This window comes from Bradyrhizobium sp. MOS001 (assembly GCF_004634465.1).
GTDB classification, from domain to species: Bacteria; Pseudomonadota; Alphaproteobacteria; order Rhizobiales; family Xanthobacteraceae; genus Bradyrhizobium; species Bradyrhizobium barranii.
In genome coordinates, this window is the sequence record NZ_SPVJ01000037.1 from 22,152 (window position 1) to 35,761 (window position 13,610).

Below are 13,610 nucleotides of genomic sequence, written 5' to 3' on the forward strand. Positions count from 1 at the left end.
ATGGAAGAAGTCAAGCACGAGCTGGTGATCATCCGCAGGCGCAGCGCCTTCGCCGAGGAGGCGCATCACGGTGGCGTCTGGAAGATCGCGTATGCGGACTTCATGACCGCGATGATGGCGTTCTTTCTGGTCATGTGGCTGCTCAATGCGCTCAACCAGGACCAGAAGCAGGTGGTCGCGAGCTATTTCAACCCGATCAAGCTCGCGGAGAACGCACCCGCTCCGAAGGGCCTCAAGGATCTCAGCAAGAAGGAGCCGACGCAGTTCGAAGGCCAGGACGGCAAGCGTCAGCCGGCCGGGCCGAACGAAGAACGTCGCGGAGACTCGCCGACGGCGGAGAAGCCTGCCTCCTTCGAAGAGAAGGTTCTGTTTCGCGATCCCTACGCGACGCTTGCCGAGATCGCCAACAGCGCGAACCAGTCCTCGGGCCAGCGCCGCGCCGGCGCGCTGACCTCCGCCGAAGAGGACGGCCTCAAGGGCGGCGATGCCTACCGCGATCCCTTCGATCCCGGCTATTGGAAGTTGACGCCGCAGACGTCCAAGGATGCGGATCACTTCGTCGACAGCGAGCCAAAGCCGAACGCGTCTGCGCGCGACAATGCGTCCGGGACAGGTCAGGGCGAGCCGCAGGCGCAACGTGCCAAGCAGGACGATGCCGGCGGTAGCGTGGCTCCAAACGCGGACGCGTCGTCTGCAAGCCTGTCGCCGCTGCTGCCGCCCGGGCCTGCGCCTTCGCAGGCTCAACGCGATGGCAGTGCTCAGGCGAATGCGCCGCAACCGGGCGCCCAGGCTGGCGCTCAAGCCAATGCCGCCGCGCAGCCACGCCCCGGCGATCAAGCAAAGAATTCCGATCCGCGCGATGCGGCACAGACCCAGCAGCCGACCGTCAAGCAGCTACAGTCCGCGATCGCGGATGCGCTGTCGGACATCAAGGCCGGTGCGGGCCCGGTGGCCGAGGTGCGTCAGGTCGAGGAGGGCCTTCTGATCAGCCTGACCGACGATGCGAGCTTCGGTATGTTCGCGGTCGGCTCGGCCGAGCCACGGCCCGAACTGATCCGCGTGATCGACAAGATCGGGCCCCTGGTGACGAAGCGCCAGGGTGTGATCATCGTGCGCGGCCACACCGATAATCGGCCGTACAAGTCGGAGACCTACGACAATTGGCGGCTGTCGACAGCGCGCGCACAGATGGCCTATTACATGCTGGTTCGCTCCGGCGTCGATGCGCAGCGGATCGAGCACGTCGAAGGCTATGCCGATCGGCGGCCGAAACTGACGAATGATCCTGCTGCCGCTCAGAACCGCCGGATCGAGATCCTGATCCGGGAGAAGCGCCCTTGATCAGGCCGCTCCTGCGCGCCGCGCTGCTGCTGCCGTTCACGACGGTATGCGCGTTTGCCGATCCGGCACCGTCCCCGGCATCGACCTCGGGCGAGCCCTATGAGCTCGTGCGCACCTTGCAGGCGGTGCAGGATGGCATTGCCCGTGGCGACACCGCTGCGCATGGCAGCCATATCGCGCTGACCCGGCAGGTCGGCGAAAAGTTCCTCGCCGCCGATCCCGGCGTGTGGAGCAATGCGCAGAACGGCCAGGCCGTCATCATCTATTTGCTTAGCGGCGGCGGGCCGCAGGTCGTCCGAAAGCTGCCGCGCGACAAGCTGAACGTCGACGAGCGGCTGTTCAACGGTGCGCTGGCCTATGTCGAAGGCCGCCAGGACGAAGCGCGCGAACTGCTCAAGGACGTCAAGCCGCGCACGCTGCCAACGGGCCTGGGCGGACAGGTCGCGCTGGTCCAGGGCGCGCTGTTCGCGCGCGCCGAGGCATCGCTCGCGATCGAGCGTCTGGACGACGCGCGGCTGCTGTTGCCGGGCACGCTGGTGGAGGAGGCGGCACTGCGGCGCGAGATCCTGCTGGTCGGGCAGGCCGAGGATTTCGACAAGTTCGAGTTCCTGACGCTCGCCTATATCCGCCATTACCGCAACTCGGTCTATGCCGGGGACTTCTGGCAGCGTTTCGCCTCCGGCCTGACGCAATCGAGCATTGCTCTCGACGAGCGCCGCTTTGCGCGGATCGTCACTCTGCTGGAGCAGATCGACCGCGCGAGCCGCCTCAAGCTTTATCTCGTGATCGCGCGCACCGCGATGGTGCATGGACGGCTGGCGGTGACCCGGCTTGCAGGCGAGCGTGCGCTGACGCTCAGCGCCGACGCTTCGGAGGATCGCGAGCGCGCGCATTTCTTCCGCGGCGTCTCGCGGGCGCTCACTGACGAGTATGACGGCGGTGTCGCCGAGTTGAAGGCCCTCGACCGCTCGAAGTTGCCCGAGCGCGACGTTCCGTTGCTGAATGCGACGTTGCAGCTCGCACTCGATGTCCGCAAGCCGTTCGCGGGCGGGTCCACCGCCGCCGCCGACAAGCCTCCGGTCACGCCGGCGCGTCTCGATCTCGCCGCGTCGACCGAGACGCTTGCGCGCGCGCGGAAGCAGCTCGGCGAACTCGAACGCCTTACCAGGGATCGCCCATGACGAAGCTCAGTGGAACCTCCGGACAGGTCTTTTCGGGTCTCGCCGAAAGCCTCAACGTGCGCGGCGCATCGCGCTCGGGCAAATCCGCCGGAGCGAAATCGCCGGCAGATTCGTCGTTCAACGATCTGCTGCACACCGTCTCGAATCTCGCGAAGCGGGCGCTCAACGACGAGGGCGGCAACACGAGCGCGAAGGCCGGATCGTTGCGCACACACCTCGCGCGCCCGACCGACAAGGACAAGACGGTGCGGGAACGCATCGATGCCGATGACGAGCCCGAACCCATTCGCAAATCGTCCGACGAGAAAACTGAAAAATCGCCGGAGACGCAAACTCCGGTCGACCACAGCGCGAAGACCGATGTTTCGGCCCGATCGAGCATTCCGGCGGTCGTCGAACAGCAGTTCGCCGCCGTGCCGGCCGTGAAGCCGCAGCTGCAATCGCCGGCGGGCGACAAGAAGGACGCGCCTGCGCGCGACGAGCGCTCTGCCTCGACGAAGCGTGAGGTCCAGGGTACCGCGAAGGTCACGTCTGCCGAGCCCGCGCCGCCCGCTGCCGCTTCAACGGGCACGCGCTCGCAGGCCGCGCCTTCGCAGGCGGCGGCAGCCGCGCAGCAAGGCAGCGATTCGTCCTCGAAGGCAATGCCCGCGACGCAAGGCTTCGAGGCCGTCACGGCCAATGTCGAACGCGCCGTCAAAGCCTCGGCGCGGGACGCATTGCCCGAAGCGACCAAGGTCACCGTGGTCCAGCAGGAGACCCATCTGCCGCCGGCGCAGTTCAGCGCTCCGCAGCAGGTCGCCAACGCAGTCGTCGCCGAGCTGAAGGAGTCGCCGGCTCCGACGGCGTCCACCGCCCCCGATCTCGCGACGTCGCAGACCAATGCGCCTGAGCCGCTCAAGATCCTGACGATCAATCTCGAACCGCCGGCGCTCGGCAACGTCACGGTACGCCTTCGCCTCGTCGGCTCGGAGGTTTCCGTTCACCTCGCAGCCGCGCGCAAGGACACCAGCCTGATGCTGGATCAGCAGCGCGAGTCGATCCGCGATCTCATGCAGTCGGCGGGCTATGTCGCCGACGTCGCGCCCGTGCAGCACGGCTCGCTGGACGGATTCCAGAGCGGCTCCGGCCAGCCGCAGCCGCAGCTCTCCGGCCAGCAACAGCCATCGTCGCAGTCGCAAGGCACGTTCGGCGGCGCCGGCACGTCGTCCGGGCAATCGGACGGCGGTGCCAAGCAGGCCCGGCAGGAGCGCCAGTCCAACCAGGAGACGCGTCATGACCAGGACGTGGGCCCGCAGATTCGTCGCGGTCCTGTTTATCTGTAACGCGGGCGCCGCGGCAGCGGCGACCGACAACGCGCGCCCGTGCGAGCGCGAGATGGCGCGTGCGTCCCAGCAGCACGGCATTCCGCTCGGCATTCTCTATGCGGTCGGTCTCACCGAGACCGGGCGGCGCGGTGCGCTCTATCCTTACGCGCTCGGCGCCGACGGCCAGACCGTGTTCGCCAAGGACATGAACGACGCGATCGCGAATTTCGAGACGATGCGCAGCAAGGGCATCAAGCTGATCGACCTCGGCTGCATGCAGATCAACCATTATTATCACGGCGACAAGTTCACGTCGGTGCGCGCGATGTTCGATCCCGCGAAGAACGTCGAATACGCCGCTCGCTTCCTGAAAGAGCTGAAACAGCGCGAGGGCAGCTGGACCATGGCGGTCGCGCGCTACAACGCAGGCCCCAACAATCAGCCCGCGCAGAAGCGCTACGTCTGTCACATCGTCGCGCATCTCGTCTCCAGCGGCTTCGGCGCGTGGACCGACAAGGCGCGCTCGTTCTGTCAGCCGAAGACAACGTGACCGCTACAACCTGAAAGTTGTGCACGGATCCTAATCATCAGCTCCGCGCAAGCAAGAACCCGCATTGTAGATACAACCTGACAAAGGAGCCTACTTCATGAGCCTGTATGGTGTTATGCGCACCGGCGTTTCCGGAATGAGCGCGCAGTCCAACAAGCTGTCGACGGTTTCGGACAACATCGCGAACGTCAACACGACCGGTTACAAGCGGGCTTCGACGGAATTCTCGTCACTGATCCTGAAGAGCGGCTCGGGCAATTACGACTCCGGCGCCGTCGAGACGACGGTTCGCTACGCCATCAGCGACGCGGGACACACGCAGTTCACCACGTCGACCACGGACCTCGCCGTGCAGGGCAACGGCTTCTTCGTGGTGTCGAACGCCGCCAACACGCAGCAATATCTGACGCGCGCCGGCTCGTTCGTGCCGGACGCCCAGGGCAATCTGGTCAACGCGGCCGGCTACTACCTCCTGGGCCAGCCCGGTAAGGTGACCAATTTCTCGCAGAACAGCCTGTCCGGCATGCAGATCGTCAACATTGCCCAGGTTTCGCAAGTGCCTGTGCCGTCGACGGCGGGAACGCTCACGACCGGCAATCTGGATCCGAAAGCGGCTGTGATCGCCGGTCCGCCCGGGCCGGCGTCATATTCGTCGAAGAGCTCGATCGTGGCCTACAACAATATCGGCCAGGCCGTTACGCTCGACGTCTACATGTCCCACACGGCGACGGCCGCCGGCTCTGACACCTGGCAGCTTCAGGCTTACAACTCCGCGACAGGTGCGTCGGTCGGCGCCGCCACCACTTTCACCTTCGATACGACCGCAGCCGGCAAAGGCACGCTGGCCGCGGCGAGCCCGACGACTCTCGCCCTCACCGTTCCCGGCGGTGCGGCGATGAGCCTGGACCTGTCGAACATGACGCAGGTCGGAACCGACTTCAGCTTCAAGGCGACTGTCAATGGCAGCGTTCCATCGGCCATCGACAAAGTCGATGTCGACGATTCGGGCTTCGTGACGGCGATCCTCAAGAACGGTCAGCAGCTGACGCTCTACACCATCATGCTCGCCGACGTCGCGAGCCCCGACAACCTGACGCCGGAGCCCGGCAACGTCTATTCGACCAACATGAATTCCGGCAACGCGCAGGCCGGGAATGCTGGTACCGGCGGTCTCGGCACTGTCCAGTCAGGCGCGCTGGAAGACTCCAACGTCGACCTCGCGGACGAACTCACCGGGATGATCGAGGCGCAGCGCGGCTTCACTGCGAATTCGAAATCGTTCCAGACCGGCGCCGATCTTCTCGACGTCGTCGTCAACCTGAAGCGCTGAATCCTCAAGCGCTCATTCCGGGCAAGAGCAGATCATGTCCCTTACCGCCGCTCTCGACTCCGCTCGTGCGTCGCTCATGGCGTCGGGTATCCAGTCGTCGACGATCTCGCGCAACATAGCCGGTGCCAGCGCCGCCGGCTATTCGCGCAAGATCGCCGTGCTGGACAATCTCCCCGGGGCCGGCGTCTATGTGGCGGCGATCCAGCGCGCCGCCAGCTCGGGTCTCTATAATAACGTCCTGATCGCGACGTCTGGGTCCGCCAAGCAGAATGCGATCCTGGACGGTCTTCAGAAGATATCGGCCTCGACTGTGGACGATCCCGAACTTGGGCAGTCGCCGGCCGCCCAGCTCAACAAGCTGAAGCAGGCGCTCCAGCAATATGCCAACGCTCCGGACAACACCACGCTGGCGCAGGCGGCGGTCACGTCCGCCAAGGACATGGCGACCGCGCTCAACCAGGCCACCAAGACCGTGCAGACGGTGCGCCAGGGAGCGGACGCCGACATGGCGACTTCGGTCGGGAATATCAATCAGCTCCTGACCCAGTTCGATAAGGTCAACACCGCGATCGTGAAGGGGACGATCGCCGGCGACGACGTCACCGATTATCTCGACCAGCGCGACAACATCGTCTCGAAGATGTCGCAGGAGGTCGGCGTCTCGATGACGCTGCGCGCCAACGGCGACGCGGCGCTCTACACCGACAGCGGTGTCGTGCTGTTCGACAAGACGGCGCGCGCGGTCAGCTTCGCGGCGACCAACATCTATACGCCCGGGACCACCGGGAATGCTGTCTATATCGACGGTGTCCCGGTCACCGGCGCCAATTCCGTGATGCCGATCAAGACCGGCAAGCTCGCTGGCCTCGCCCAATTGCGCGACAACGCCACGGTCACGTATCAGAGCCAGCTCGACGAGGTCGCACGCGGCCTTGTCGAATCCTTCAAGGAGGTCGACCAGTCCGGCGCCGCGCTGCCCGACCGGCCCGGCCTCTTCACCTATCCCGGCTCACCCGCGATGCCCGCAAGCGCGACCGTCTCGGTCGGCCTGGCCGGCTCGATCAGCGTTGCCGCGTCGGTCGACCCGGCCCAGGGCGGCAATCCCAACCTGCTGCGTGATGGCGCGATCAGCGGCAACGTCGCCTACAGATACAACACCACCGGCAATGCCGGCTACTCGACCAGGCTGCAGCAGCTGATCGGCAACATGGATGCGTCGCAGCCGTTCGATGCAACCACGCAAGGCAAGCCGAGCGGCAGCTTGATCGACTTCGCGGCGTCGTCGACGAGCTGGATCGAAAACCAACGCAAGGCCGCGGACGACAGCGCCACCTACCAGAACACGCTGCTCGATCGCAGCACCGCGGCGCTGTCGAACGTCAGCGGCGTCAACATGGACGACGAGATGTCCTTGATGCTTCAGGTCGAACGTACCTATTCGGCGTCGTCGAAGATCATCTCGACCGTCGACCAAATGTTGCAGAGCCTGCTGGCTGCCGTGGGGAATTAAGTCATGATGAGCGCCAACTACATCTCGACCTTGATGCTGTCTTCGTCGTTGAGGTCCTCGATCACGAACAATCAGGCCGCGCTGACCAAGGCCTCGAAGGAAGCCACCACCGGCCGCTTCGCCGATGTTGGCCTCGAGCTTGGTGCCACGACGGGAAGCGACATCACCCTGCGGGCGGACCTGAGCTTCGCCGATCAGCTCGTCGATACCAACGGGCTCGTCTCGGGGCGCCTGGACACGACGCAGAACCGGATCACCCAGCTGGGCGCAACCGCAACCTCTTTCCTCAAGGACCTGATCGCGGCCCGTAGCACCGACGGCGGCGGGCGGATCATCCTGCCGCCTGCGTCCGCCAACCTCCAGGATCTGATCGGCGCGCTGAACGTCTCCTATAATGGCTCGTATCTCTTCTCGGGGGTCAACACGCAGAACACGCCGATCACGGCTTACACCGCGGGTTCGGCCAGCAAGAACCAGGTCGATGCCGATTTCCTTGCGACCTTCGGCTTCTCGCAATCCTCGGCCAGCGTGAGCACCATTACCCCGGCCCAAATGCAGACCTTCCTCAACACCACCTTCGATGCCGAGTTCGCGAGCCCGGCCTGGAACACCAATTGGTCAACGGCCACCGACCAGACCATGCAAAGCCGTATCTCCACGACCGAGATCGCCGATACGTCCGTTAGCGCCAACCAGATCGGCTTCCGTAGGCTCGCCGAGGCCTACACCATGATGGCGGATCTTGGGAACGCGAACCTGAGCCAGGACACGTTCCAGGTCGTCGTGGACAAGGCCATCGGCCTCGTCGGTAACGCCATCACTGACCTCGCTACGCTCGGCGGCGGCGTCGGCACGGTCCAGCAGCGGGTCACCGGCGCCACCGAAAAGCTCAAGACGCAGCAGGACATTCTGAACAATCAGATCGTCAAGATGGAGGCCGTCGACCCGACGGAGGCCTCGGTCCGGGTCAACACCCTGCAGACCCAGATTAAGACGGCGCTGTCGCTGACGTCGCAGCTCCAGCAGATCAGCCTGATCAACTATCTCTGAGCCGGGGTCTGTAACTTTGTCTTGTTGTTCGGTCTCCTGCGCAGAGTGGTTCTAATGACGTTTGAAGCCTATGAAGCGGTCGTCGATGATAGCGCCTCTGAGGCGCGGGGCCGCGAGCGGCAGGCGCTCAGTCTCGGCATCGACCGGCTCGAGCGGGTCCAGGGCGGGCGCTTCAGCTTCGAAGATCTGGTCGAGAGCCTGCTCTACGTGCGGCGGCTGTGGACGATCTTCATCGAGGATCTCGCCCATCCGGAAAACGCACTCCCGGAAAAGCTGCGCGCCGACATCATCTCGATCGGCCTGTGGGTCGTCAAGGAAGCCGATCGGCTTCGCGACGAGAAGTCGAACGACGTGATGCAGCTCATCGAAATCAACCGCCTGATCCGAGACGCGCTCTGATGAAAATATCCTTGCGGGCGGGTGAGCGGATCTACGTCAACGGCGCAGTGCTGCGCGTGGACCGCAAGGTCTCCGTCGAGCTCGTCAACGACGTGATGTTCCTGCTCGAAGGGCAGGTCATGCAGGCTTCCGACGCCACTACGGCGATGCGGCAGCTCTATTTCATCGTCCAGCTCATGCTGATGAACCCGACGGATATCGGCGCCGCAGTCGCGCTCTACGGGGAGCATCACGCGGCCCTGCTCGCGGTTTGCGAGAGCCGTGAGATGCTCGACGGGCTCGCCACGATCCACGAGCTGGTCCGCACGACCCGCTATTTCGAGGCGCTCAAGCGGATCCGGGGACTGTTCCCGGTAGAGGACGCAATCCTGGCCGGCCTGGCCGGCGTCGCCACCGAGATCCCATTCGAGGCTGCCTGACAGCGGAGAGGCTACATGAACGTCAACAGCGCGACCGACAGCACCAGCAAGTCCAACGCGACCAGTTCCACAAAGAACACGGCGAGCAACACCGTCGACTACAATACCTTTCTTCAGCTCCTCGTCGCCGAGATGAAGAACCAGGATCCCACCAATCCGATGGATACCTCGCAGTACATGAGTCAGTTCGCCCAGCTCTCGACGGTCGAGCAGGCCATGCAGACCAATTCGAAGCTGGATGCGCTGCTGTCGTCGCAGTCGCTGTCGCAGGCCAACGGGCTGATCGGAAAGACCGTCAGCTTCACCGACGCGACCGGCGCAACCTTCAGCGGCAAGGTCGTTTCGATCTCCATCAACAACGACGGCTCCATCGCAACCCTCGAGAACGGCACGAAGGTCGCGGTCGGGCCCGGCCTTACAATCAGCCAGTCATGAACGAGCGGGACGCCCTCGACATCGTCCAGGCGGCGATCTGGACCATCATCGTCGCCTCCGGCCCCGCCGTCGGCGCCGCGATGCTTGTCGGCACCGCCATTGCGCTGATCCAGGCGCTGACCCAGGTCCAGGAGGTGACGCTGACCTTCGTGCCGAAGATCATCGTCATCCTCCTGGTCGTTGCCGTTTCCGGCTCCTTCATCGGTGCCCATCTCTCCACCTTCACCGAGATGGTCTATTCGCGGATCGAGCACGGCTTCTGATCCGCGAGAGCCCGGCCACCACCCTCGCGTAAGCTTTGCACGGCAGATTGCGGGGCGGACCCTCTGCCGGTGACCCATGGCCGATACATTAGCTGCTAGCCTGCCGACCCCGCGACGATTGGGGGCCGACGCCTTTTTCGCGGGCGGTATCGTGGCCATGCTCACGATCCTGTTCCTGCCCATACCGCCGATCCTGATCGACCTCGGCCTCGCCTTCTCGATCGCGCTGTCCGCGCTGATCCTGATGGTCGCGCTGTGGATCCAGCGGCCGCTCGATTTCTCCGCCTTCCCGACCGTGCTGCTGATCGCGACGATCCTGCGGCTGGCGCTCAACGTTGCGACCACCCGTCTGATCCTGTCGCGGGGCGGGGAGGGCGAACAAGCCGCGGGTCACGTCGTTGCCGGCTTCTCGAAGTTCGTCATGGGCGGCGACTTCGTCATCGGTCTGATCATCTTCGCGATCCTGGTGACGGTGAATTTCGTCGTGATCACCAAGGGCGCAACGCGTATCGCCGAAGTCGGTGCCCGCTTCACCCTGGACGCCATCCCGGGCAAGCAGATGGCGATCGACGCCGACCTCTCCGCGGGCCTCATCGACGACAAGGAGGCCCAGCGCCGGCGCCGCGAGCTCGAAGAGGAAAGCGCGTTCTTCGGCGCAATGGACGGTGCTTCGAAATTCGTCCGCGGCGACGCAATCGCCGGCCTGATCATCACGGCGATCAACATCTTCGGCGGCATCATCATCGGCGTGACGCATCACGGGCTGACGCTGTCGCGCGCCGCCGACGTCTACACCAAACTCTCCGTCGGCGACGGTCTGGTAACGCAGATGCCGGCACTGATCGTGTCGCTGTCGGCGGGCCTCCTGGTCTCCAAGGGCGGCACCAGGGGGTCGGCGGAGCAGGCCGTGCTGAGGCAGCTCGGTGGCTACCCGCGCGCGGTGTCGGCGGCGTCGTTGATGATGTTCGTGCTCGCCTTGATGCCTGGGCTACCGATGGCACCCTTCGTGCTGCTCGGCGGTGCCATGGCCTTTGTCGGCTACTCGCTGCCGCGGCGGCAGGCGGCGCGGGAGAAGAAAGAGCATGCGCGCAAGGCCGACGAGCGCGCCCAGGCCGATGCCAAGGAATCCGTCAAGGAATCGCTCAAGACCGCAGAGATCGAGGTGTCGCTCGGCGGCCATCTGTCGGTCCATTTGCTGGGCGCGCGTACCGAGCTTGGGCACCGGGTCAGCAAGCTCCGCAAGAAGTTTGCCAAGCAATACGGCTTCGTCATTCCGGAGATCAAGCTCAGCGACAATCTGTCGATCGATCCCAAGGGATACCAGATCCGGATCCACGACACGCGTATCGCCCATGGCGAGCTGCGGCTCGGCGAGGTGCTGGTGCTCGTCGACAAGGACGGCAAGCCCGACGTGCCCGGCGAAGAGGTGATCGAACCCGCTTTCGGCATGAAGGCGCTGTGGGTGACGGAGGCGTTCACCGACGAGGTCAAGCGTCAGGGCTGCAAGCCGGTCGACAACCTGTCGGTGCTGCTCACGCACTTAAGCGAAGTGCTCAGGGCAAATCTCGCGCAGCTGCTGTCCTACAAGGACATGCGCGGGCTGCTCGACCGTCTCGATCCCGAATACAAGCGCCTGGTCGAGGATCTCTGCCCGTCGCAGATCTCCTATTCGGGCCTGCTGGCGATCCTGAAGATCCTGCTGGCCGAGCGCGTGTCGATCCGCAATCTCCATTTGATCCTGGAGGCCATTGCCGAGATCGCACCCCATGTGCGGCGCTCCGAGCAGGTCGCGGAGCATGTGCGGACCCGACTTGCCCAGCAGATCTGCGGCGACCTTTCCGACAACGGTGTGCTGAACGTCGTCCGCCTTGGCAATCGCTGGGACCTGGCGTTCCACCAGAGCCTGAAGCGCGACGCCAAGGGCGAAGTCTTCGAATTCGACGCCGATCCTCGCCTGATCGAGCAGTTCGCAACCGAAGCTAGCGCCGCGATCCGAAAATTCACCGAGAACGGCACCAGCGTGGTTCTGGCGGTCACCCCGGAAGCCCGCCCCTATGTCCGGATGATCCTGGAGCGGGTGTTCCCGACCTTGCCGGTCCTGTCGCATGTCGAGGTCGCGCGCAGCGCCGAGATCAGGGCGCTGGGAGCCATATCGTGATCAGCGGCCTCGCCGACAGCGTGCTGGTCACGTTCATCGTGTTCTGCCGCATCGGCGCCTGCCTGATGCTCGTGCCCGGCTATTCCAGCGTCAACGTTCCGGCCCAGGTTCGCCTGTTCGTCGCGCTCGTCACGACGTTTGCGCTGACGCCGATCCTGATCTCGGTCCTGAAACCTCTCACCGACAACGCCGCGCCGCTGACGCTTGCGCTTCTGATCTGCTCCGAGCTTGTGGTCGGCAGCGTCATCGGGCTTGGCGGGCGGGTGTTCTTCCTCGCGCTGCAGACCATGGCGACCGTGATGGCGGGCGCGATCGGGCTGAGCAACATCCCGGGAACGCCGGTCGGCGACACCGATCCGGCGCCGGCCCTGGTGCCGCTGATCATGGCAGCCGTCACCACATTGTTCTTCATGACCGACCAGCACTGGCAGGTCCTGCGCGGGCTGATGAACTCCTACGACGTCTGGCAGCCCGGCAACAGGATCGGCGGCAGCATGGCGCTCGAGCAGCTCGTCAGCCGCCTGTCCGAGGCGTTCGTGCTGACGCTGCGGATCACCAGCCCTTTCATCGTCTATTCGGTCATCGTCAATCTCGCGGTCGGCCTGATCAACAAGCTGACGCCGGCGATCCCGGTCTATTTCATCTCGGTGCCCTTCGTGCTGTTCGGCGGCTTCCTGCTGCTCTACCTCACCAGCGACGAGCTCTTGACGCAATTCATGCTCGGCGTCTCGTCGTGGCTGGCGGAGTGATGGTCATGACGTCGCGCGCGGACAAGCTCGGCCGGATGGTCTCGCTCGTGAAGCTTCAGCTCCGGCTGTCCGAATGGCAGCTCGCGCATCTGCGGCAGCAGGAGCGCAGCTTGCAGGACGAGCAGGAATGGCTGGTAGGAACCCTCAACGAGGGCAAACCGCCGGCGGGCTCGTCGAGCGATTCAATCGCGCGGCGCCTGAACAGGACGAGCGCCGGTGCGCGCGCGGTCCAGGCGCAGGCGTCGCAGCAGCTCGACCAGGTCCGCGCGGACACCCGCCGTGTGAAACAGCTCGAGCAGGTCGCGAAGGCCGCGCTCGCAGACAAACTTCGCGACGCGGAGGCGCGCTCGCTCGAAGAGATGACGGGAATACGCCCCGCCGTGCGTGACTGGACGCCACGGCCAGCCAGCCGGAACAAGACATGATCGTGACAGCGACGCCCGACCTCGTTCTCGATGTCCTCGATGCCGCCGACCCCGTGACGCAGCGGGCGGCGACCGCGAAGCTCGATGCACTGAAATCATCGGACGCCGATTTCGCCGCCACCATGGACGCGGAGGTCGGCAAGGCCAAGGCGGCGACTGCCGATCAATCCGCGGCGCAGGCTGCCGAAGCGCAGCAGCCGGGTGTGGTGAACGGGCCGCCGGTGCGGGTGATCAAGGCGCCCGCATCCGGCGAGGTGTACCGGAAGTTCGAGGCGTTCATTCTCCAGACCTTCGTCGAGACGATGCTGCCGAAGGAGTCGGAGGAAGTCTTCGGCAAGGGCACGGCCGGCGGCGTCTGGAAGTCGATGCTGGCGGAGCAGCTTGGTGCTCAGCTGGCAAAGGGCAAGGGCATTGGCATTGCCAAGCAACTCGCCGCTGCGCAACCGGCGGGGCCCGGCGTTACGGAAAAGACCGGATCATGATCCGGGAATGGGTG

15 protein-coding genes are annotated in these 13,610 nt (G+C 64.8%); all 15 read left to right on the forward strand.

What is annotated here, in order from left to right:
- The gene (locus CT676_RS31835; RefSeq protein ID WP_135216100.1) at window positions 1–1,341 is read left to right on the forward strand and encodes a MotB family protein; all 1,341 of its coding nucleotides are present in this window, start codon (window positions 1–3) and stop codon (window positions 1,339–1,341) included.
- The gene (locus tag CT676_RS31840; RefSeq protein WP_135216101.1) at window positions 1,338–2,522 is read left to right on the forward strand and encodes a chemotaxis protein; all 1,185 of its coding nucleotides are present in this window, start codon (window positions 1,338–1,340) and stop codon (window positions 2,520–2,522) included. Before CT676_RS31835 ends, CT676_RS31840 begins: the two co-directional genes overlap by 4 nt.
- On the forward strand, window positions 2,519–3,844 hold the full coding sequence (locus CT676_RS31845) for a flagellar hook-length control protein FliK (RefSeq protein WP_135216102.1): 1,326 nt from the start codon (window positions 2,519–2,521) through the stop codon (window positions 3,842–3,844). The genes CT676_RS31840 and CT676_RS31845 overlap by 4 nt, the downstream gene beginning before the upstream one ends.
- Window positions 3,795–4,376 carry a transglycosylase SLT domain-containing protein gene (locus tag CT676_RS31850; protein ID WP_135216103.1) on the forward strand — a complete coding sequence of 194 codons (582 nt, stop codon included), beginning with the start codon at window positions 3,795–3,797 and terminating at the stop codon, window positions 4,374–4,376. Before CT676_RS31845 ends, CT676_RS31850 begins: the two co-directional genes overlap by 50 nt.
- A gap of 97 nt (window positions 4,377–4,473) precedes the next feature.
- Window positions 4,474–5,706: a flagellar hook protein FlgE gene (locus tag CT676_RS31855; protein WP_063981311.1), complete on the forward strand. Its 1,233-nt coding sequence runs from the start codon at window positions 4,474–4,476 to the stop codon at window positions 5,704–5,706.
- Between the two features lie 34 nt (window positions 5,707–5,740).
- On the forward strand, window positions 5,741–7,216 hold the full coding sequence (flgK, locus tag CT676_RS31860; protein WP_085405303.1) for a flagellar hook-associated protein FlgK: 1,476 nt from the start codon (window positions 5,741–5,743) through the stop codon (window positions 7,214–7,216).
- Between the two features lie 3 nt (window positions 7,217–7,219).
- Window positions 7,220–8,266 carry a flagellar hook-associated family protein gene (locus tag CT676_RS31865; RefSeq protein WP_085405302.1) on the forward strand — a complete coding sequence of 349 codons (1,047 nt, stop codon included), beginning with the start codon at window positions 7,220–7,222 and terminating at the stop codon, window positions 8,264–8,266.
- 54 nt (window positions 8,267–8,320) lie between these two features.
- Window positions 8,321–8,665, forward strand: a complete 345-nt coding sequence (flaF, locus tag CT676_RS31870) for a flagellar biosynthesis regulator FlaF (protein WP_135216104.1) — start codon at window positions 8,321–8,323, stop codon at window positions 8,663–8,665.
- The gene (gene flbT, locus CT676_RS31875) at window positions 8,665–9,084 is read left to right on the forward strand and encodes a flagellar biosynthesis repressor FlbT (protein ID WP_063981315.1); all 420 of its coding nucleotides are present in this window, start codon (window positions 8,665–8,667) and stop codon (window positions 9,082–9,084) included. The genes flaF and flbT overlap by 1 nt, the downstream gene beginning before the upstream one ends.
- 15 nt (window positions 9,085–9,099) lie before the next feature.
- Window positions 9,100–9,519, forward strand: a complete 420-nt coding sequence (gene flgD / locus CT676_RS31880) for a flagellar hook assembly protein FlgD (RefSeq protein WP_071909979.1) — start codon at window positions 9,100–9,102, stop codon at window positions 9,517–9,519.
- Window positions 9,516–9,782, forward strand: a complete 267-nt coding sequence (fliQ, locus tag CT676_RS31885; RefSeq protein ID WP_014492683.1) for a flagellar biosynthesis protein FliQ — start codon at window positions 9,516–9,518, stop codon at window positions 9,780–9,782. Before flgD ends, fliQ begins: the two co-directional genes overlap by 4 nt.
- A gap of 76 nt (window positions 9,783–9,858) precedes the next feature.
- The gene (flhA, locus tag CT676_RS31890) at window positions 9,859–11,940 is read left to right on the forward strand and encodes a flagellar biosynthesis protein FlhA (RefSeq protein WP_071909981.1); all 2,082 of its coding nucleotides are present in this window, start codon (window positions 9,859–9,861) and stop codon (window positions 11,938–11,940) included.
- The gene (gene fliR, locus CT676_RS31895; protein ID WP_063981318.1) at window positions 11,937–12,689 is read left to right on the forward strand and encodes a flagellar biosynthesis protein FliR; all 753 of its coding nucleotides are present in this window, start codon (window positions 11,937–11,939) and stop codon (window positions 12,687–12,689) included. Before flhA ends, fliR begins: the two co-directional genes overlap by 4 nt.
- Window positions 12,690–12,694: 5 nt before the next feature.
- Window positions 12,695–13,114 carry a hypothetical protein gene (locus CT676_RS31900; RefSeq protein WP_085405329.1) on the forward strand — a complete coding sequence of 140 codons (420 nt, stop codon included), beginning with the start codon at window positions 12,695–12,697 and terminating at the stop codon, window positions 13,112–13,114.
- The gene (locus tag CT676_RS31905; RefSeq protein WP_085405301.1) at window positions 13,111–13,596 is read left to right on the forward strand and encodes a rod-binding protein; all 486 of its coding nucleotides are present in this window, start codon (window positions 13,111–13,113) and stop codon (window positions 13,594–13,596) included. Before CT676_RS31900 ends, CT676_RS31905 begins: the two co-directional genes overlap by 4 nt.
- The last annotated feature ends 14 nt before the right edge of the window (window positions 13,597–13,610 follow it).

Coding starts and splice junctions, on each gene's coding strand:
- CT676_RS31835 (WP_135216100.1), top strand. CDS start 1: ATGGAAGAAGTCAAGCACGAGCTGGTGATCATCCGCAGGCGCAGCGCC.
- CT676_RS31845 (WP_135216102.1), top strand. CDS start 2,519: ATGACGAAGCTCAGTGGAACCTCCGGACAGGTCTTTTCGGGTCTCGCC.
- CT676_RS31850 (WP_135216103.1), top strand. CDS start 3,795: ATGACCAGGACGTGGGCCCGCAGATTCGTCGCGGTCCTGTTTATCTGT.
- CT676_RS31855 (WP_063981311.1), top strand. CDS start 4,474: ATGAGCCTGTATGGTGTTATGCGCACCGGCGTTTCCGGAATGAGCGCG.
- flgK (WP_085405303.1), top strand. CDS start 5,741: ATGTCCCTTACCGCCGCTCTCGACTCCGCTCGTGCGTCGCTCATGGCG.
- CT676_RS31865 (WP_085405302.1), top strand. CDS start 7,220: ATGATGAGCGCCAACTACATCTCGACCTTGATGCTGTCTTCGTCGTTG.
- flaF (WP_135216104.1), top strand. CDS start 8,321: ATGACGTTTGAAGCCTATGAAGCGGTCGTCGATGATAGCGCCTCTGAG.
- flbT (WP_063981315.1), top strand. CDS start 8,665: ATGAAAATATCCTTGCGGGCGGGTGAGCGGATCTACGTCAACGGCGCA.
- flgD (WP_071909979.1), top strand. CDS start 9,100: ATGAACGTCAACAGCGCGACCGACAGCACCAGCAAGTCCAACGCGACC.
- fliQ (WP_014492683.1), top strand. CDS start 9,516: ATGAACGAGCGGGACGCCCTCGACATCGTCCAGGCGGCGATCTGGACC.
- flhA (WP_071909981.1), top strand. CDS start 9,859: ATGGCCGATACATTAGCTGCTAGCCTGCCGACCCCGCGACGATTGGGG.
- CT676_RS31900 (WP_085405329.1), top strand. CDS start 12,695: ATGACGTCGCGCGCGGACAAGCTCGGCCGGATGGTCTCGCTCGTGAAG.
- CT676_RS31905 (WP_085405301.1), top strand. CDS start 13,111: ATGATCGTGACAGCGACGCCCGACCTCGTTCTCGATGTCCTCGATGCC.